This is a genomic window from Lelliottia sp. 7254-16, from assembly GCF_002922995.1.
In the GTDB taxonomy this organism is placed as follows: domain Bacteria; phylum Pseudomonadota; class Gammaproteobacteria; order Enterobacterales; family Enterobacteriaceae; genus Enterobacter; species Enterobacter jeotgali.
Genome location: NZ_PQVS01000005.1, coordinates 36451 through 56962, shown reverse-complemented (window position 1 = coordinate 56962; position 20512 = coordinate 36451). Strand labels below are relative to the sequence as shown.

The following is a 20512-nucleotide window of genomic DNA, read 5'->3' as shown; positions in this document are numbered from 1 at the left end:
GAGAGGGTTAAAGTGAGGGGGAAATGTGCGCGCTGATGCCCTCACCCCGGCCCTCTCCCACAGGGAGAGGGAGCAAACCCTAAAGACTTTCTCAGAGAGAAAGTCCTGCTGTTTATTTTTGAGAGATTTCTTCTTTCACCGCTGGGTGGAAGAAAAGAGAATCGGGCCATTGCGCCTGAATGTTGCGGAGAGAAAGCATGGCGGGGAATGACCGCGAGCCAATAGGACGTAAGGGTAAACCTGCGCGTCCGGCGAAGGAAAAAATCAGCCGTCGTCGCCTCAGAGATGAGGATTATGACGATGACTATGAAGACGATGATGAGGATGAGCCGATGCCACGCAAGGCTAAAGGCAAAGGGGGCAAACCTCGCGGCAGACGCGGCTGGTTCTGGCTGCTGCTGAAGCTGTTTATTGTATTTGTCGTTCTGATGGCAATTTATGGCGTGTATCTGGATCAGAAGATCCGCAGCCGTATCGACGGTAAAGTCTGGCAGTTGCCTGCGGCGGTCTATGGCCGCATGGTCAACCTTGAGCCAGACATGTCCATCAGCAAGAACGAAATGGTCAAACTGCTGGAAGCCACACAGTACCGCCAGGTGACGAAGATGACCCGTCCCGGCGAATTTACTGTGCAGGCGGGCAGCATTGAGATGATCCGTCGTCCGTTTGATTTCCCGGACAGTAAAGAGGGGCAGGTGCGCGCGCGTCTGACCTTTGACGGCGATCATCTGGAAACTATCGAAAACCTGGACAGCAACCGTCAGTTCGGTTTCTTCCGTCTCGATCCGCGCCTGATCACCATGCTCTCCTCGCCAAACGGCGAGCAGCGTCTGTTCGTGGCGCGTAATGGCTTCCCGGATCTGCTGGTGGATACTCTGCTGGCGACAGAAGACCGTCACTTCTACGAGCACGACGGCGTGAGCCTGTACTCGATTGGTCGTGCGGTACTGGCGAACCTGACGGCTGGCCGTACGGTGCAGGGGGCGAGTACCCTGACCCAGCAGCTGGTGAAAAACCTGTTCCTCTCCAGCGAACGCTCCTACTGGCGTAAGGCCAACGAAGCGTACATGGCTGTGCTGATGGACGCCCGCTACAGCAAAGATCGCATTCTTGAGCTGTATATGAACGAGGTGTACCTCGGTCAGAGTGGCGATAACGAGATTCGCGGCTTCCCGCTGGCGAGCCTGTACTACTTTGGTCGTCCGGTGGAAGAGCTGAGCCTCGACCAGCAGGCACTGCTGGTGGGCATGGTGAAGGGCGCGTCGATCTACAACCCGTGGCGCAACCCGAAACTGGCGCTGGAGCGTCGTAACCTGGTTCTGCGCTTGCTGCAACAGCAGCAGGTTATCGATCAGGAGCTGTACGACATGCTGAGTGCCCGTCCGCTGGGCGTTCAGCCGCGCGGCGGCGTGATTTCACCTCAGCCTGCGTTTATGCAGATGGTGCGTCAGGAGCTGCAAACTAAGCTCGGCGACAAAGTGAAAGATCTCTCCGGCGTGAAGATCTTTACCACCTTTGATTCCGTGGCGCAGGACGCCGCCGAGAAAGCCGCCGTTGACGGTATTCCGGCGCTGAAAAAACAGCGTAAGTTGAGCGATCTGGAAACCGCGATGGTGGTGGTCGACCGCTACAGCGGCGAAGTGCGCGCGATGGTCGGCGGGGCAGAGCCGCAGTTTGCGGGCTACAACCGTGCGATGCAGGCGCGTCGTTCGATTGGTTCCCTGGCAAAACCGGCGACCTATCTCACCGCGCTCAGCCAGCCGAATCAGTACCGACTGAACACCTGGATTGCCGATGCACCGATTGCGCTGCGTCAGCCGAACGGCCAGGTGTGGTCTCCGCAGAACGACGATAAACAGTTCAGCGGACAGGTGATGCTGGTGGATGCGCTCACGCGTTCCATGAACGTCCCGACGGTGAATCTCGGTATGGCGCTGGGCTTGCCAGCGATTACCGACACCTGGGAAAAACTGGGTGTGCCGAAAGATCAGCTTCATGCGGTTCCGGCGATGATTCTGGGGGCGCTGAACCTGACACCAATCGAAGTAGCGCAGGCGTTCCAGACCATTGCCAGCGGCGGTAACCGTGCGCAGCTTTCTGCGGTGCGCTCGGTGATTGCCGAAGACGGCACGGTGCTGTATCAGAGCTTCCCTCAGGCGGAACGCGTGGTTCCGGCGCAGGCGGCGTACATGACGCTGTGGACCATGCAGCAGGTGGTGCAGCGCGGTACGGGTCGTCAGCTTGGCGCGAAATATCCGGGCCTGCATCTGGCGGGTAAAACCGGGACCACCAACAACAACGTCGATACCTGGTTCGCCGGTATTGATGGCCGTGAAGTGGTGATTACCTGGGTGGGACGCGACAACAACCAGCCGACCAAGCTGTACGGTGCGAGCGGTGCGATGTCGATTTACCAGCGCTACCTGACCAACCAGTCGCCGGTGCCGCTGAACCTGACACCGCCGGAAGATATCGTCGATATGGGCGTGGATGAATCCGGTAACTTCGTCTGCGGCGGCGGGATGCGAACGCTTCCGGTATGGACGGACAAACCGGAATCCCTGTGCCAGCAAAGCCAGCCTGAACAGCCGACGGGCAATCCGTTTGAGCAGTCTCAGCCTCAACAGCAGCAGCCGCAGCAACAGCAGCAGCCGCAGAATGAGAAGAAAGACAGCGACGGCGTAGCGGGCTGGATCAAAGACATGTTCGGCAGTAACTAAGTCTGTGAATACCCTCTCCTGCGGGAGAGGGTATTTATTCACGCATACAAAACATATTCCTAACCCTTATTTAATCCTGTTTTAACCCCTCATTTTCCCTCTGGTTATTTCTTATACCCTCAATTCTTGTAGGGCCGCATATCGCTTGCTATGCCGCCAGCGTTTCGCATATTATTCTGCGGTCATAATAATAATTCTCGTTTACGTTATCATTCACTCTTTCATCAGAGATATACCAATGGCGTCCAAAACTGCTCAGCCAATGAGTCCTTCACTGCGTAAAATCGCAGTCGTTGTAGCCACAGCGGTGGGTGGCATGTCTGCTTTTGCACATGCGGCTGAAACCACGAAAAAAGAAGAAACGATTACTGTAACGGCGGCTCCTGCTGCGACAGAAAGTGCATGGGGCCCGGCGGCAACGATCGCGGCACGTCAGTCTGCGACCGGTACCAAAACAGATACTCCGATTCAGAAGGTTCCACAGTCTATTTCTGTGGTGACCGCCGAAGAGATGGCACTGCACCAGCCGCGCTCGGTGAAAGAGGCGTTGAGCTACACCCCTGGTGTTGCGGTTGGTACGCGCGGTGCGTCCAACACTTATGACTATCTGGTAATTCGCGGTTTTGCCGCTGATGGTCAGAGCCAGAACAACTACCTCGACGGTATGAAGATGCAGGGCAACTTCTATAACGACGCGGTAATCGACCCTTATATGCTGGAGCGCGCTGAAATCATGCGCGGTCCGGTTTCCGTCCTGTACGGAAAAAGCAGCCCAGGCGGTTTGTTGAATATGGTGAGTAAGCGTCCGATGACGGAACCGCTGAAAGAGATCCAGTTCAAAGTCGGCACCGACAGCCTGTTCCAGACTGGGTTTGACTTCAGCGATGCGATTGATGATGACGGCGTGTATTCCTACCGCCTGACCGGTATCGCGCGTTCGAATAATGCCCAGCAGGAGCGTGCGGAAGAGCAGCGTTATGCCATCGCGCCATCGTTCTCCTGGCGCCCGGATGACAAAACCAACTTCACCTTCCTCTCTTATTTCCAGAACGAACCGGAAACCGGTTATTACGGCTGGTTGCCAAAAGAAGGGACGGTTGATCCGCTGCCGAACGGTAGCCGTCTGCCAACCGATTTCAACGAAGGTGCGAAGAACAATACCTACTCCCGTAACCAGAAAATGGTGGGGTACAGCTTCGACCACGAATTCAACGATACCTTCACTGTGCGTCAGAACCTGCGCTTTGCTGAGAACAAAACCTCGCAAAACAGCGTCTACGGTTACGGCGTCTGTTCCGATCCGGCGAACGCAGGCAGCAAGCAGTGCGCGGCATTAGCGCCAGCGGACAAAGGTCATTACCTGGCACGTAAGTACGTGAAGGATGACGAGAAGCTGCAAAACTTCACCGTCGATACCCAGTTGCAAAGCAAATTTGCCACCGGCGCGTGGGACCACACCCTGCTGACCGGCGTTGACTTTATGCGTATGCGTAACGACATCAACGCCTGGTTCGGTTACGACGACTCCGTACCGTTACTGGATCTCTACAACCCGGTGTACACCGATTTCGATTTCAACTCGAAAGATCCAGCGACATCAGGTCCGTATCAGATCCTGAATCGCCAGAAGCAAACGGGTCTGTACGTACAGGATCAGGCGCAGTGGGATAAAGTGCTGGTCACTCTGGGCGGTCGTTATGACTGGGCCGATCAGGAATCCTACAACCGTGTTTACAACACCACATCCAAGCGTGACGATACTCAGTTTACCTGGCGTGGCGGCGTTAACTACCTGTTTGATAACGGCGTAACCCCGTACTTTAGCTACAGCGAATCCTTCGAACCGGCTTCTCAGACCGATGCGCAGGGTAAACTGTTCTCACCTTCTAAAGGTAAGCAGTACGAAGCGGGCGTGAAATACGTGCCGAGCGATCGTCCAATCGTGTTGACCGGTGCTATTTACCAGCTGACCAAAACCAACAATCTGATGGCTGATCCTGCGGGCTCATTCTTCTCCGTTGAAGGCGGCGAAATCCGTTCACGCGGCGTGGAAATCGAAGCCAAAGCGGCGCTGTCTGCAAGTGTTAACGTGGTCGGCTCTTACACCTATACCGATGCTGAGTACACCACTGACACCAACTACAAAGGCAACACCCCAGCGCAGGTGCCAAAACACATGGCTTCCCTGTGGGGCGACTACACCTTCTTTGATGGCGCGCTGTCTGGCCTGACCGTCGGTACCGGCGGACGTCTGACCGGTTCCAGCTACGGCGACCCGGCGAACTCCTTCAAAGTGGGCAGTTACACCGTTGTCGATGCCCTGGTACGCTACGATCTGGCGCGCTTCGGCATGGCGGGCTCTAACGTCGCGGTTCACGTCAACAACCTGTTGGATCGTGAATACGTCGCGAGCTGCTTCAACACCTACGGCTGCTTCTGGGGTGCTGAACGCCAGGTTGTCGCCACGGCGACCTTCCGCTTCTAATCTCTTTTCGGGCACGGTTCGCCGTGCCCTTTAACAAGTTGGCCACTATGCAGGAAAATAAAACGCACTCCGATACCACGTTTGCGCTTGATAACACCTCCTTTCGCGTCCCTGGACGCACGCTGCTGCATCCGCTCTCTTTGACATTCCCTGTCGGTAAAGTCACAGGCCTTATTGGTCACAACGGTTCGGGTAAATCTACATTGCTCAAAATGTTGGGTCGCCATCAGCCGCCTTCCGAAGGGGAGATCCTGCTCGACGGACAGCCGCTCGACAGCTGGAAAAGCAAAGCGTTTGCACGCAAGGTCGCCTATCTGCCGCAGCAACTGCCGCAGGCTGAAGGGATGACCGTGCGCGAGCTGGTGGCGATTGGACGTTATCCGTGGCACGGCGCGCTCGGGCGTTTTGGGGTGGCCGACAGAGAGAAAGTGGAAGAAGCGATCGCACTGGTGGGATTAAAACCACTGGCGCACCGTCTGGTGGATAGCCTTTCCGGCGGTGAGCGCCAGCGCGCGTGGATTGCGATGCTGGTGGCGCAGGACAGCAACTGCCTGCTGCTTGACGAACCTACCTCGGCGCTGGACATCGCCCATCAGGTGGATGTTCTGGCCTTGATTCATCGCCTCAGCCAGCAGAAAGGGCTGACGGTGATTGCCGTTCTGCACGATATCAACATGGCCGCGCGCTACTGCGATTATCTGGTGGCCCTGCGCGGCGGCGAGATGATTGCCCAGGGCACGCCTGCTGAGCTGATGCGCGGCGAGACGCTGGAACTGATCTACGGTATTCCAATGGGTATCCTGCCGCATCCGGCAGGGGCTGCACCGGTGAGCTTTGTGTATTGATGCTGGATCCAACTTTGATAAGTCGCCGTCGATTACTGACGGCGCTGGCGCTTTCGCCACTGCTGTTAAAAATGAATACCGCGCGTGCGGCAGCCATCGATCCGCACCGCATCGTGGCGCTGGAATGGCTGCCGGTTGAGCTGATGCTGGCCCTGGGCATCGCGCCCTACGGTGTGGCGGATATTCCCAACTACAACATGTGGGTCAACGAGCCGAAAATCCCGGCCTCGACCATCGACATCGGTCTGCGCACCGAGCCGAACCTTGAACTGTTGACCCAAATGAAACCCTCTTATCTGGTCTGGTCGGCGGGCTACGGTCCGTCGCCCGAGACGCTGGCGCGTATTGCGCCGGGCCGGGGTTTTACTTTCAGCGACGGGAAAAAACCGCTGACCATGGCGCGTCACTCGATCAACGAAATGGCCCAGCTTCTGGACCGCGAAGCGGCGGCAAAAGAGCACCTCGACCATTTCGATAGTTTTATCGACGCGCTCAAACCACGTTTTGCCGCGCGTGGCGACCGTCCGTTGCTAATGGTCACGCTGCTGGATGCGCGTCACGTGCTGGTGTTTGGCAAAAACTGCCTGTTCCAGGAAGTGCTTGATCGTTTCAATATTCATAATGCCTGGGAAGGGGAGATGACCTTTTGGGGCAGCACTACCGTCGGCATCGACCGTCTGGCGCAGTTCCGCGATGTGGATGTGCTCTGTTTCGATCATGGCAATGACCGCGAGATGCAAAGCCTGATGGCGACGCCGCTGTGGCAGGCGATGCCGTTCGTGCGCGAGCAGCGTTTCCAGCGCGTGCCAGCGGTGTGGTTCTACGGAGCGACGCTGTCAGCAATGCACTTTGCCCGCGTGCTTGACGGCGCGCTGGGAGGCAAGGCATGAAGTCACGGATCGCACCATTCCCTGCGCTGTTATTGAGCGTCGTTTTCGTCGCCGCACTGATCTTAACCTGGTCAAATCTGTCGATTGCGCTGCCGCGCGGGCAGTGGGGCCAGGCGTTCTCCGTACCGGATATCGATAACATCCAGCAGATGCTGTTCCACTACAGCCTGTTGCCGCGTCTGGCCATTTCCTTACTGGTGGGCGCGGGGCTGGGGCTGGTCGGCGTGCTGTTCCAGCAGGTGTTGCGTAACCCGCTGGCGGAACCGACCACGCTCGGCGTCGCCACTGGCGCACAGCTCGGAATCACCATTACCACGCTCTGGGCGCTGCCCGGCGCACTCACCAACCAGTTTGCTGCGCTGGCGGGGGCCTGCGTGGTGGGCGCGCTGGTGTTTGGCGTGGCGTGGGGAAAACGACTTTCTCCGGTGACGCTGATTCTGGCCGGTCTGGTGGTGAGTCTCTACTGCGGAGCGATCAACCAGCTGCTGGTGCTGTTCCATCACGACCAGCTGCAAAGCATGTTCCTGTGGAGTACCGGGACGCTGACGCAGACCGACTGGAGTATTGTGCAGCGTCTGTGGCCGCAGCTGATCGGCGGCGTATTACTGACCTTGCTGCTGCTGCGCCCGCTGACCCTGATGGGGCTGGACGACGGCGTGGCGCGTAATCTGGGACTGGCCCTTTCGCTGGCGCGCCTCGCGGCGCTGACGCTGGCGATTGTGCTCAGCGCCCTGCTGGTGAATGCGGTCGGGATCATCGGCTTTATTGGGCTGTTTGCACCGCTGCTGGCGAAGATGCTCGGCGCGCGTCGTCTGCTGTCGCGCCTGATGCTGGCCCCGCTGATCGGAGCGCTGATCCTCTGGCTTTCCGATCAAATCATTCTCTGGCTGGCGCGCGTGTGGATGGAAGTCTCCACCGGCTCCGTGACTGCCCTGATTGGTGCGCCGCTGCTGCTCTGGCTGCTGCCGCGCCTGCGCAGTATGAGCGCTCCGGCGATGGACGCTGGCGATAAAGTTTACGCCGAGCGTCAGCATATTCAGTGGTTCGTTCTGACGGGCCTGATTGTGCTGCTGATCGTCGCGTACATTGCGCTCTCTCTGGGGCGTGACGCCAGCGGCTGGCACTGGGCGACCGGCCCGATGCTGGATGAACTTATGCAGTGGCGCTGGCCGCGTATTTTCTCCGCGCTGATCGCAGGCGTAATGCTGGCGGTGGCGGGGTGCATTATTCAGCGTCTGACCGGCAACCCGATGGCGAGTCCGGAAGTGTTAGGCATCAGTTCCGGCGCAGCGTTTGGCGTGGTGATGATGCTGTTCTTCGTGCCGGGCGATGCTTTTGGCTGGCTGATGCCCGCGGGCAGTATCGGTGCCGCCGCGACGCTGATGATCATTATGATCGCCGCCGGGCGTGGGGGATTTTCGCCGCACCGGATGCTGCTTGCGGGTATGGCGCTCAGCACCGCGTTTACCATGTTGCTGATGATGCTCCAGGCCAGCGGGGACCCGCGTATGGCGCAGATCCTGACCTGGATTTCTGGCTCGACCTACAGCGCAACGGGCGCGCAGGTAATGCATTCCGGGATCGCGATGGTGTTGCTGCTGGCGATCACGCCGCTATTACGTCGCTGGATGACCATTTTGCCACTGGGCGGTGAAACCGCGCGGGCGGTTGGGGTTGCGCTGACGCCGTCGCGGGTTGGATTGTTGCTACTGGCCGCCTGTTTGACCGCCGTCGCGACCATGACCATTGGCCCGCTGAGCTTTGTCGGTCTGATGGCGCCACACATCGCGCGCATGATGGGCTTTCGCCGCACGATGCCGCATATCGTGATGTCGGCGCTGGTCGGTGGGATGATGCTGGTGATTGCCGACTGGCTGGGCCGGATGGTGCTGTTCCCGTATCAGATTCCGGCAGGGCTACTATCGACCTTCATTGGGGCGCCGTACTTTATTTATTTGCTCAGGAAGCAGAGTCGGTAAAAAAAGCCGGGTGGCGGCTTCGCCTTACCCGGCCTACAAAATCGTGACGTTCACGTAGGCCGGGTAAGCGTTAGCGCCACCCGGCAAACAAAACCATCAAAGCTTCGCAAACACCTTACGCGCCGCGTCGATGGTGTTGTTGATATCTTCTTCGCTGTGCGCGACTGACATAAAGCCTGCTTCGAACGCCGACGGTGCCAGATACACACCTTCTTCCAGCATCAGATGGAAGAAACGCTTAAAGCGCTCAACGTCGCACTTCACCACGTCCTGATAACTCGTCACGGTTTCCGCATCGGTGAAGAAAATCCCGAACATACCGCCGACATGGTTCACCACCAGCGGAATGCCTTTCTCTTCTGCGGCTTCCAGCAGGCCGTTAGCCAGCTGCGTGGTCCGTTCGGTCAGGGTTTCATGAATTCCTGGCTGCGCCACTTCGGTCAGACAGGCGAAACCGGCGGCCATCGCAATCGGGTTACCGGACAGCGTTCCCGCCTGGTACACCGGACCGGTTGGCGCCAGAGCTTCCATCACGTCTTTACGTCCGCCGAATGCGCCCACCGGCATACCGCCGCCGATGATTTTGCCCAGACAGGTCAGGTCTGGTACCACGTCGTAATAAGATTGTGCGCCCGCCAGCGCCACGCGGAAGCCAGTCATCACTTCGTCGATGATCAGCAGTGCGCCGAATTCGTCGCACAGGGCGCGCAGGCCCGGCAGGAATTCTGGCTGCGGCGGGATGCAGTTCATGTTACCCGCGACCGGTTCTACGATGATGCAGGCAACTTCCTGCGGGTACTGCTCGAAGGCGGCACGAACGGTTTCCAGATCGTTATAGGTGCAGGTCAGAGTGTGTTTGGCGAAATCTGCCGGAACGCCCGGAGAGTTCGGCTGGCCGAGGGTCAGCGCGCCGGAACCGGCTTTCACCAGCAGGCAATCGGCGTGACCGTGGTAGCAGCCTTCGAATTTGATGATTTTGTCGCGGCCCGTAAAGCCACGCGCCAGACGAATCGCGCTCATGGTCGCTTCCGTACCGGAGTTCACCATGCGTACCATGTCCATAGTCGGGACCAGTTCGGTCACCAGCTCCGCCATTTTGACTTCCATCTCGGTCGGTGCGCCGAAGCTCAGACCGCGCTGCGCCGCTTCAATCACCGCATTGCGAATGGTTGGGTGGTTATGACCCAGCACCATCGGACCCCAGGAGCCGACGTAATCGATATAGGCTTTGCCATCCACATCGTACAGATACGCGCCGTCCGCACGTTCGATAAACAGCGGCGTGCCGCCGACGCCGGTAAAGGCGCGAACGGGAGAGTTGACCCCGCCTGGGATTAGCTCGCGTGCAGCACTGTAGAGGTTTTCAGACTTACTCATAGCGTCGTTCCTGGTTCGTAGAAAAGGGTTAAGCTAGCTATTCTAAGGGATTCGCCGATGCTTATAAAATTTTTGCCCTTATGATCCTAAACAATTGTTAAGGATTTTTCAGGCGACGGGCTGCGCCAGGGACATTAAAATCCCTGCGTGATTTGTATTACCAATAAAAGAACCCGTGATGACAGCACAAAACTCCTCGTTTGAAGAACAGCAATTTGCGCGCCTGCGACGCCGGGCCAGCGTTCGACGTTTACTGAATCGCGATAAAACCCCGCTGATGATTCTGGTGATGGCGGCGGTTGTCGGCACGCTGGCCGGGCTGGTCGGTGTGGCGTTTGAGAAAGCCGTCAATGGCGTGCAGAACTGGCGCATCGGCACGCTGGGCGGCGTGGCAGATACCCCGTGGCTATTGTGGTCGCTGGCGTTTGGGCTGTCGGCAATTCTGGCAATGGTCGGCTATTTCCTGGTGCGCAAATTTGCCCCGGAGGCAGGCGGGTCAGGCATTCCAGAAATCGAAGGCGCGCTGGAAGAGTTACGTCCGGTGCGCTGGTGGCGCGTTATTCCGGTTAAATTTATCGGCGGGATGGGCACGCTCGGGGCGGGGATGGTGCTGGGGCGTGAAGGGCCAACGGTGCAGCTTGGCGGGAATATCGGGCGCATGGTGGGGGATATTTTCCGCATGCGCAGCGGCGAGGCGCGGCATACGCTGCTGGCAACCGGGGCTGCGGCAGGGCTGTCGGCGGCATTTAACGCGCCGCTGGCTGGGATCTTGTTTATCATCGAAGAGATGCGCCCGCAGTTTCGCTACAACCTTATCTCGATAAAAGCCGTCTTCACCGGCGTGATCATGTCGAGCATTGTGTTCCGCATTTTTAACGGCGAATCGGCGGTGATTGAAGTAGGTAAACTCACCAATGCGCCGGTGAATACGCTGTGGCTGTATTTGATCCTGGGGATGATTTTCGGCGTGCTGGGGCCGCTGTTTAATTTCCTGGTGCTTAAAACCCAGGATATGTTCCAGCGTATTCACGGCGGGAATATCACCAAGTGGGTGTTAATCGGCGGTTTACTTGGCGGCCTGTGCGGCGTGTTGGGCGTGATCCAGCCGGGTTCGGCGGGCGGCGGGTTTAGTCTGATCCCTATCGCTATGGCGGGGAATTTTAGTCTCGGCATGCTGCTGTTTTTGTTTATCTCCCGCGTGGTGACGACGCTGCTGTGCTTCTCTTCCGGTGCGCCGGGCGGGATTTTTGCCCCGATGCTGGCGCTGGGAATGCTGCTTGGCACCGCGTTCGGCATGGCCGCTGCCGCAGGATTTCCGGCGTATGAGCTGATGCCTGGCACTTTTGCGATTGCCGGAATGGGGGCGCTGCTGGCAGCCTCTTTGCGTGCGCCGCTGACCGCTATCGTGCTGGTTCTGGAGATGACGGATAATTATCAGCTCATTTTGCCAATGATCATTACCTGCCTCGGGGCGACACTATTAGCCCAATTCCTGGGCGGAAAGCCGCTATACTCCACCATTCTTGCTCGTACTCTGGCGAAACAAGAGGCGGCACTGGCTGAGAAGCAGAATACTTGAATGAATTACCAGGGTATTAGATAATGAAAAAAAGAATTGGATGTTTTTTAATCCGATTCAGTAGCAGTATTCATGGGAGCAAAAAATGAGTGATGACGTAGCGCTGCCGTTGCAGTTTACCGAAGCAGCAGCCATTAAAGTGAAAAGCCTGATTGCGGATGAAGATAATCCGGAGCTGAAACTGCGTGTGTATATTACCGGCGGCGGTTGCAGCGGCTTCCAGTATGGTTTCACCTTTGACGATCAGGTAAACGACGGTGATATGACAATTGAGAAGCAGGGCGTCGCGCTGGTCGTTGACCCGATGAGCCTGCAATATCTGGTCGGCGGCGCGGTGGATTACACCGAAGGCCTGGAAGGATCGCGCTTTGTGGTGACCAACCCGAACGCGAAAAGCACCTGCGGGTGTGGTTCTTCGTTCAGCATTTAATGATGCGCGGGGATGGTGCGGTTTGATGCCCTCACCCCGGCCCTCTCCCACGGGGAGAGGGAGAAAACACTAAAAAGGCAACCTCGTGGTTGCCTTTTGCTTTTACCTTCCGTTCTCATCCAATGCAAACGTCGGTAGCTTCAGGTGCCAGCGAATAGCCGCCAGTCGAATCACCAGCGTCACCACCATGCCGATCATCGCCGCCGTTTCCAGCTCAACGCCAAAGGTGTAAAACGCCGTCGCGTGGACAATCCCGCCGATAATACAGGCGGTGGCATAGATTTCAGTGCGCAGAATCATCGGGACTTCACGGGCGAGAATATCGCGGATAATCCCTCCGCCGACGCCGGTCAGCACGCCCATGCAAATCGCCACCAGTGGTCCTGTACCCGCCATAAAAGCTTTATTGACGCCGATGCCGACAAACACCGCCAGACCCACCGCATCCAGCACCGGCAGGATCCATTTCGGTAAGCGACGCGGCTGGCGAACCAGCACTATCGTCAGCATACAGGTCACCATCGCGACGACCAGATCGGTCGGATCTCTCACCCAAAATACCGGACCGTGATCGAGGGCCATATCGCGGATCGTTCCCCCGCCGACTGCCGTTACCACGCCAAGCACCAATACGCCAAACGGATCCATGCGTAATTTGCCCGCCAGCAAAACGCCGGAGATAGCAAAAACGGCTGTGCCAAGGATATCCAGCCAATAAACGAGCATTTTTCAATCCTCAGACGATGAGGGTTAATTACTGGCTCTGCGCGAGGGCAGAGCAGAGTTGTTTTGCGGCGAGGATAATACGCGGGCTTGCGCGTTCAAACCAGTCACTGTGCAGGGCGATAACCGGAATTTTTAGCTGGCTTTGCCAGAATTGTTCTATTTTCGGAATCTCGCTCGCATTCCCAATCACCACAATCGCCTGTGGCTGACGCGCAATCACCTGTTCGCGGCTGACCTGCGGCCACGGAACGCGGCTGGCTGCGAAGATATTTTCACCGCCGCACACTTCCAGAACCTGATTCTGAATCGACCCTTTACCGGTGGTAAACAGCGGCTGGCTTCCAAATTGCAGGAAAACGCGCTTTTTCGCTGGCGTGTCATATTTTGCCTTCAGTGCAGCATAGTCGTTAAGCAACTGCTGCGCGGCCTGCTGGGCTTTTTTCGGCGTTGGGCTCCAGGGCGCTAAATCACGCAGCGCCTGCGCCACTTGCTCAATGCTGATGGCATCGACCCACAGCACTTTTATCCCAAGCGCTGAGAGCTGATTGACCTGCCGCTCGGCGTTTCCGCCGCGCCAGGCCAGCACCAGATCCGGCTTGAGCGCCACGATGCGTTCAAGGTTCATCCCTTGCCAGGTCGAGACCTCTTCAATCTTTTTCGCTTCCGGGGGGTAGTCTGAAAAGCTGCTGACGCCCACTGGCGTGATCCCAGCGGCGAAAGCCAGTTCCGTATTGGCGGGGGAGAGGGTAATGACGCGAGGCGCGGCAGCGAGCCACGCCGGTGCTAGCAGAAAGAGGGCGACCAGCGCCCTTACACACTTAGCCACGCGCCAGTTTCTGCACCAGGGTTTCGACCATGATGGTGGACTGTTTAGCAGCAACCGCCAGGAACTCGTCGAAGCTCAGGTGGGATTGCTGATCGGCCACGTCGGAGATGGCGCGAACCACCACGAACGGTACGCTGAAGTTATGGCACACGTGCGCAATCGCGGTCGCTTCCATTTCAACGGCAATCGCCTGCGGGAAGTTGTGGCGGATTTTCGCCAGACCCACGGAACCATTGATGAAGGCGTCGCCGCTGACGATCAGGCCGCGTACGGCGTTGAGGTTCAGCTCGGCAATGCAGCTTTCTGCGGCAGCTACCAGCTTATCGTCGGCTTTAAAACCTGCCGGACAACCAGGCAGCTGGCCGTACTCGTAACCGAATGCTGTGACATCGGCATCGTGATAACGCGCTTCATCGGAGACCACGATATCGCCCACTTTCAGGGTAGGAGCCAGACCGCCCGCAGAACCGGTATTGATGATCACGTCCGGTTTGCAGCGCTCAAGCAGCAGGGTCGCGCCCAGTGCTGCCGCTACTTTACCGATGCCTGATTTCAGCAGAGCGACGTCAGTTCCGTTCAGCTGGCCGGTGTAGATTTCACAGCCACCCAGAGTGAGGGTCTGACAGTTCTCAATTTTGTCACGCAGCAGCGTAACTTCTTCTTCCATTGCACCAATAATGCCGATTTTCATAGATTTACTCGCGATGTGCCTTGTTAAGATGCATAGTCTATCATGCGCATCAGGGGAAACGCATTCTCAGGCGGGGGAGCTCATGGCACCAATCGATTTTCGCAATAAAATTAACTGGCATCGTCGTTTCCGTTCTCCGCAGGGAGAAAAGAGTGAACACGAGATCCTGCGTATTTTTGAAAGCGATCGCGGGCGCATAGTCAATTCGCCGGCGATCCGCCGCTTGCAGCAAAAAACTCAGGTGTTTCCACTGGAGCGCAACGCCGCTGTCCGCACGCGTCTGACCCATTCTATGGAAGTACAGCAGGTCGGGCGCTACATTGCCAAAGAGATTTTAAGCCGTCTGAAAGAGCAGCGTTTGCTCGAAACCTACGGTCTGGATGAGCTGACCGGGCCGTTCGAAAGCATCGTTGAGATGGCCTGCCTGATGCACGACATCGGCAATCCGCCGTTTGGTCATTTCGGTGAAGCGGCGATTAACGACTGGTTTAAACAAAAACTGTTTCCCTCAGATGCAGCAAGCCAGCCCCTCAGCGACGATCGCTGTATCGTCAGAGCCCTAAAACTGCGCGAAGGCGAAGAGACCTTAAACGACCTGCGGCGCAAGGTGCGTCAGGATCTTTGTCAATTCGAAGGCAATGCGCAGGGGATTCGGCTGGTGCATTCTCTGATGCGAATGAACCTGACGTGGGCGCAGGTCGGCTGTATTCTTAAATATACCCGCCCGGCGTGGTGGATGGGCGAACCGCCCGCGACGCACAGCTATTTAATGAAAAAGCCCGGCTATTATTTATCTGAAGAACGCTATATTGAAAGGCTGCGTAAAGAACTTTCTTTGACCCCACATGGCCGCTTTCCATTGACGTGGATTATGGAAGCCGCAGACGATATATCCTATTGCGTGGCTGATCTGGAAGATGCCGTCGAAAAAAGAATATTTAGCGTTGAAGAACTTTATCAGCACCTTTATGAGGCCTGGGGCAAGCACGAGAAAGGCTCACTGTTTTCTCAGGTCGTCGAAAACGCGTGGGAAAAATCGCGCTCCAATTCATTGAGTCGCAGTACCGAAGATCAGTTCTTTATGTATTTGCGGGTCAACACGTTAAATAAACTGGTGCCCTACGCGGCGGCGCGTTTTATCGATAATTTACCGGACATTTTTAGCGGCGAGTTTAATCATGCGCTGCTGGAAGACGACAGCGATTTTAGCCAACTGCTTGAGTTGTATAAGCACGTTGCGATGCGCCATGTTTTCAGTCACCCGGATGTTGAACAGCTGGAATTACAGGGCTATCGGGTGATTAGCGGCCTGCTGGAAATTTATCGTCCGCTGCTGCAATTATCCGTCGATGAATTTACCGAGCTGGTGGAAAAAGATCGCGTTAAGCGCCTGCCGATTGAAACCCGTCTGCTGCATAAACTCTCGACCCGTCATCGTCTTGCCTACGTCGAAGCAGTGAGTAAAATCGATCGTTATTCCGTGCAGTGGCCCGTTATGGAATATTATTATCGCTGTCGACTTATTCAGGACTATATCAGCGGAATGACCGATTTGTATGCATGGGATGAATACCGCCGTCTGATGGCAGTGGAATAAGGAATGAGTTTTGTAAAGACGACCAATAAATTTTTACTTTTTCCAGAAACTTAATCCTGGAACTTCAGGCTATAAAACGAATCTGATGTACACAGCAATTTTGCGTTATCTGTAAATCGAGATTGAGAATATGAAAAAAACCACATTAGCAATGAGTGCACTGGCTCTGAGTTTAGGTTTAGCGTTATCCCCTCTGACTGCCACCGCAGCCGAGACCGCGTCTTCGGCAGCAACCGCGCAGCAGATGCCAAGCCTTGCCCCGATGCTCGAAAAAGTGATGCCATCGGTGGTGAGTATTAACGTTGAGGGGAGCACAACCGTTAATACACCGCGCATGCCGCGCAACTTCCAGCAGTTCTTCGGTGATAACTCACCGTTCTGCCAGGACGGTTCCCCGTTCCAGAGTTCACCGTTCTGTCAGGGTGGCGGCGCGGGTGATGATACCCCAGGCGGCGGTAACGGCGGCGGGCAGCAGCAGAAATTCATGGCGCTCGGCTCAGGTGTCATCATTGACGCAGCCAAAGGTTATGTCGTCACCAATAACCACGTTGTCGACAATGCCAGCACCATCAAAGTCCAGCTGAGCGATGGCCGTAAGTTTGATGCCAAAGTGGTGGGTAAAGACCCACGCTCAGACATCGCCCTGATTCAGATTCAGGATCCGAAAAACCTGACGGCGATTAAACTGGCCGATTCCGACGCTCTGCGCGTGGGTGATTACACCGTGGCCATCGGCAACCCGTTTGGTCTGGGTGAAACCGTAACCTCCGGTATCGTTTCTGCGCTGGGCCGTAGCGGCCTGAACGCGGAAAACTATGAAAACTTTATCCAGACCGATGCGGCAATTAACCGTGGTAACTCCGGCGGTGCGTTGGTTAACCTGAACGGTGAATTGATCGGGATTAACACCGCGATCCTGGCACCGGACGGCGGTAACATCGGTATCGGCTTTGCGATCCCGAGCAACATGGTGAAAAACCTGACCGGTCAGATGGTTGAGTTTGGCCAGGTGAAACGTGGTGAGCTGGGTATTCTGGGTACCGAACTGAACTCAGAACTGGCGAAAGCGATGAAAGTGGACGCTCAGCGCGGCGCATTCGTCAGCCAGGTCATGCCGAACTCTTCTGCGGCGAAGGCCGGTATCAAGGCGGGTGATGTTATTACCACGCTGAATGGCAAGCCAATCAGCAGCTTCGCGGCGCTGCGTGCTGAAGTCGGCTCTATGCCGGTCGGCAGCAAAGTGTCTCTCGGCCTGCTGCGCGATGGCAAACCGGTCAACGTGAGCCTGGAACTGCAGCAGAGCAGCCAGAATCAGGTTGATTCCAGCACCATCTTCAGCGGTATTGAAGGTGCGGATATGAGCAACAAAGGCGCGGATAAAGGCGTGGTGGTGAGTGATGTGAAAGCCAACACCCCGGCGGCGCGTATTGGCCTGAAAAAAGGCGATGTGATTATCGGTGCAAACCAGCAACCGGTGAAAAACATTGCGGAACTGCGCAAAATTCTCGACAGCAAACCAACGGTGCTGGCGCTGAATATCCAGCGTGGTGACACCACTCTGTACCTGTTGATGCAGTAATCCCCTCAGCTCCTGCCTGCACTCAGGCAGGGGCTTTTCCTTTTCTGTGACCCTTTCCACAAGTCCATACTTCTCTCACTGACTTTGTGCATTCGCACAATGCGACGCCCTTTGAACTCCCCTATGCTTGAGCTCTGCTCACAGGAGGGTTACATGGCTGGCTGGCATCTTGATACCAAAATGGCGCAGGAAATCGTGGCACGAACCATGCGCATCATTGATACCAATATCAACGTAATGGATGCCCGTGGGCGAATTATCGGCAGCGGCGATCGCGAACGCATTGGGGAATTGCACGAAGGTGCGCTTCTGGTGCTCTCTCAGGGACGAGTGGTGGATATCGACGATGCGGTTGCGCGGCATCTGCACGGTGTGCGTCAGGGGATCAATCTGCCTCTGCGACTGGAAGGGGAAATCGTCGGCGTTATCGGTCTGACTGGCGAACCGGAATCCCTGCGCAAATACGGTGAGCTGGTGTGTATGACCGCCGAGATGATGCTGGAACAGTCGCGTCTGATGCATCTTCTGGCTCAGGACAGCCGCCTGCGCGAAGAATTGGTGATGAACCTGATTCAGGCTGAAGAGCACACGCCTGCACTGACGGAATGGGCGCAGCGTTTGGGTATCGACCTGAATCAGCCGCGCGTGGTGGCGGTCATTGAAGTGGACAGCGGTCAGCTCGGCGTGGACAGCGCGATGGCGGAGTTGCAGCAGCTGCAAAACGCGCTGGCTACTCCGGAGCGCAATAACCTCGTGGCGATTGTGTCGCTGACGGAGATGGTGGTTCTGAAACCGGCGCTCAATCAGTTTGGCCGTTGGGACGCAGAAGATCACCGTCGTCGTGTGGATCAACTTATCGCGCGGATGAAAGAGAACGGTCAGCTGCGTTTTCGCGTCGCGCTCGGCAACTATTTCACCGGGCCGGGCAGCATCGCGCGGTCGTGGCGAACGGCGCGTACCACCATGATGGTAGGCAAGCAGCGAATGCCCGAAAGCCGGGGCTATTTCTATCAGGATTTGATGTTACCGGTGCTGCTCGACAGTTTACGCGGTGGCTGGCAGGCCAATGAACTGGCGCGACCGCTGGTGCGTCTGAAAGCAATGGATAATAACGGGCTTCTGCGCCGTACGTTACAGGCCTGGTTTCGCCATAACGTGCAACCGCTGGCGACCTCGAAAGCGCTGTTTATTCACCGCAATACGCTGGAATACCGGTTGAATCGTATATCAGAACTGACGGGCTTAGATTTGGGGAATTTCGACGACAGACTGCTGCTGTATGTGGCGTTGCAGCTGGATGAACAAAGGTGATGTTGTTGGAACGTAGGCCCGGTAAGCGCAACGCCACCGGGCGTTTAACCGCACGAATCTCGCCTTTGTGCCGGGTGGCGGCTTCGCCTTACCCGGCCTACAGGGAGACCGCACCACAGCATTTACTTCCCGCGCGTTAACTTCTCAAGATCAGATTCGATTTCGCTGATCTTGTTAGTCACAACACTTTCCAGATGACGCAGATCGTCGAGGATCTTACGTTTAAGGTCGACTTCGGTGCGATCGCGCTGGCAGATCTGATCGAGTTCATCAATAACATAGCGCAGGTTCGGGCTGATTTCCTGAACCTCTTTATACCCCTGACCAATGCCATCGGCGACGACGGTTTTACGTTGACGCGGGTATTTGAACTTCACGCTCTTTGCGAAAAACTCTCCTTTGTCCTTGTGAAAATAGATTTTCAGAATATCGTTGTTCGCTTCCTGGCGGAGGCTGTAACGATCAATTTCATCAGGATTGGTAATGCCCAGACTTTTCAGATTATCGTACATAGCGGTACCCTTGATCTCAACATAACCTATGAATAATTAACGAAAAAATCTATCTTCGCCACCATCAGATGTAAAAAAAGCGGGGTGGCCCCCGCTTTTTGTTATACCCGATTAATCGATGGTACGCAGCAGTTCGTTGATGCCGACTTTGCCGCGCGTTTTCGCATCGACTTTTTTCACGATAACCGCACAGTACAGGCTGTATTTGCCATCTTTCGACGGCAGGTTGCCGGAGACGACAACAGAACCGGCCGGTACGCGACCGTAATGCACTTCACCGGTTTCACGATCGTAAATGCGGGTGCTCTGACCAATGTAAACGCCCATCGAGATAACTGAGCCTTCTTCCACGATAACGCCTTCAACCACTTCGGAACGCGCACCGATGAAGCAGTTATCTTCGATGATGGTTGGGTTGGCCTGCAGTGGCTCAAGAACACCACCGATGCCGACGCCGCCGGACAGGTGAACGTTTTTACCGATCTGCGCGCAAGAACCGACGGTTGCCCAGGTATCCACCATCGAGCCTTCATCAACATACGCACCGATGTTGACGTAAGACGGCATCAATACGGTGTTGCGTGCGATGTATGCGCCCTGGCGAACGGCCGCAGGCGGAACCACGCGGAAACCTTCTTTCTGGAAACGCGCTTCGTCGTAATCAGCGAATTTCATCGGCACTTTATCGAAGTAGCGGCTTTCTGCTCCGTCGATAACCTGGTTATCGTTAATGCGGAAAGAGAGCAGCACGGCCATCTTCAGCCACTGATGAGTTACCCACTGGCCGTTAATTTTTTCCGCGACACGCAGCGCGCCGGAATCAAGCAGAGAAATCACCTGATTCACCGCTTCGCGGGTGACGGTATCCACATTTGCCGGGGTAATTTCGGCGCGACGCTCAAAGGCGGACTCAATAACGTTCTGTAACTGCTGCATTGTTTTTACTCTTTCCATTTCACTAAAAA

The 20512-nt window shown here is 56.3% G+C and carries 16 protein-coding genes; 10 read left to right on the top strand and 6 right to left on the bottom strand.

Features of this window, described 5'->3' with window-relative positions; genetic code table 11:
• The first annotated feature begins 197 nt into the window (after positions 1-197).
• From mrcB to fhuB, 5 genes are all read left to right on the top strand, one after another.
• Positions 198-2720 carry a bifunctional glycosyl transferase/transpeptidase gene (gene mrcB / locus C3708_RS09115; RefSeq protein ID WP_103949112.1) on the top strand — a complete coding sequence of 841 codons (2523 nt, stop codon included), beginning with the start codon at positions 198-200 and terminating at the stop codon, positions 2718-2720.
• Positions 2721-2958: 238 nt separating this feature from the next.
• Entirely contained in the window at positions 2959-5205 is a 2247-nt protein-coding gene (fhuA, locus tag C3708_RS09110) for a ferrichrome porin FhuA (protein WP_095280821.1), read from the top strand.
• Between the two features lie 47 nt (positions 5206-5252).
• On the top strand, positions 5253-6050 hold the full coding sequence (gene fhuC, locus C3708_RS09105) for a Fe3+-hydroxamate ABC transporter ATP-binding protein FhuC (protein WP_095280822.1): 798 nt from the start codon (positions 5253-5255) through the stop codon (positions 6048-6050).
• Positions 6050-6940 (top strand): Fe(3+)-hydroxamate ABC transporter substrate-binding protein FhuD, encoded by an 891-nt coding sequence (gene fhuD / locus C3708_RS09100; protein ID WP_103949111.1) that lies wholly within the window; start codon positions 6050-6052, stop codon positions 6938-6940. Before fhuC ends, fhuD begins: the two co-directional genes overlap by 1 nt.
• Complete coding sequence (fhuB, locus tag C3708_RS09095; RefSeq protein ID WP_103949110.1) at positions 6937-8919, top strand: Fe(3+)-hydroxamate ABC transporter permease FhuB; 1983 nt, start codon at positions 6937-6939, stop codon at positions 8917-8919. Before fhuD ends, fhuB begins: the two co-directional genes overlap by 4 nt.
• 96 nt (positions 8920-9015) lie before the next feature.
• Here fhuB and hemL read toward each other — a convergent pair whose 3' ends face one another.
• Complete coding sequence (gene hemL, locus C3708_RS09090; protein ID WP_103949109.1) at positions 9016-10296, bottom strand: glutamate-1-semialdehyde 2,1-aminomutase; 1281 nt, start codon at positions 10294-10296, stop codon at positions 9016-9018.
• A gap of 178 nt (positions 10297-10474) precedes the next feature.
• Between hemL and clcA the strand changes: the two genes are divergently transcribed.
• Both clcA and erpA read left to right on the top strand, forming a co-directional pair.
• A complete protein-coding gene (gene clcA / locus C3708_RS09085) occupies positions 10475-11875 on the top strand; it encodes a H(+)/Cl(-) exchange transporter ClcA (RefSeq protein WP_095280826.1) in 1401 nt (466 codons plus the stop codon).
• 85 nt (positions 11876-11960) lie between these two features.
• Positions 11961-12305, top strand: a complete 345-nt coding sequence (gene erpA / locus C3708_RS09080; protein ID WP_095280827.1) for an iron-sulfur cluster insertion protein ErpA — start codon at positions 11961-11963, stop codon at positions 12303-12305.
• 102 nt (positions 12306-12407) lie between these two features.
• Here the strand turns inward: erpA and C3708_RS09075 are convergent, their stop codons facing one another.
• From C3708_RS09075 to mtnN, 3 genes are read right to left on the bottom strand one after another with little or no spacing between them, the layout of a single operon-like run.
• Entirely contained in the window at positions 12408-13031 is a 624-nt protein-coding gene (locus C3708_RS09075; protein WP_095280828.1) for a TRIC cation channel family protein, read from the bottom strand.
• A gap of 28 nt (positions 13032-13059) precedes the next feature.
• Complete coding sequence (gene btuF / locus C3708_RS09070; RefSeq protein ID WP_095280829.1) at positions 13060-13857, bottom strand: vitamin B12 ABC transporter substrate-binding protein BtuF; 798 nt, start codon at positions 13855-13857, stop codon at positions 13060-13062.
• Positions 13850-14548, bottom strand: coding sequence for a 5'-methylthioadenosine/S-adenosylhomocysteine nucleosidase (mtnN, locus tag C3708_RS09065; protein WP_095280830.1), 699 nt, complete (start codon positions 14546-14548; stop codon positions 13850-13852). Before mtnN ends, btuF begins: the two co-directional genes overlap by 8 nt.
• A gap of 82 nt (positions 14549-14630) precedes the next feature.
• On the opposite strand from mtnN, the gene dgt reads away from it, so the two are divergent.
• From dgt to cdaR, 3 genes are all read left to right on the top strand, one after another.
• On the top strand, positions 14631-16145 hold the full coding sequence (gene dgt, locus C3708_RS09060) for a dGTPase (RefSeq protein ID WP_103949108.1): 1515 nt from the start codon (positions 14631-14633) through the stop codon (positions 16143-16145).
• 130 nt (positions 16146-16275) lie between these two features.
• A complete protein-coding gene (gene degP / locus C3708_RS09055) occupies positions 16276-17724 on the top strand; it encodes a serine endoprotease DegP (protein WP_095280832.1) in 1449 nt (482 codons plus the stop codon).
• 153 nt (positions 17725-17877) lie between these two features.
• Positions 17878-19035, top strand: a complete 1158-nt coding sequence (gene cdaR / locus C3708_RS09050; protein ID WP_095280833.1) for a DNA-binding transcriptional regulator CdaR — start codon at positions 17878-17880, stop codon at positions 19033-19035.
• 122 nt (positions 19036-19157) lie between these two features.
• Here the strand turns inward: cdaR and C3708_RS09045 are convergent, their stop codons facing one another.
• Both C3708_RS09045 and dapD read right to left on the bottom strand, forming a co-directional pair.
• Complete coding sequence (locus C3708_RS09045; RefSeq protein ID WP_095280834.1) at positions 19158-19547, bottom strand: DUF3461 family protein; 390 nt, start codon at positions 19545-19547, stop codon at positions 19158-19160.
• 111 nt (positions 19548-19658) lie between these two features.
• On the bottom strand, positions 19659-20483 hold the full coding sequence (dapD, locus tag C3708_RS09040) for a 2,3,4,5-tetrahydropyridine-2,6-dicarboxylate N-succinyltransferase (RefSeq protein WP_095280835.1): 825 nt from the start codon (positions 20481-20483) through the stop codon (positions 19659-19661).
• Between the last annotated feature and the right edge of the window lie 29 nt (positions 20484-20512).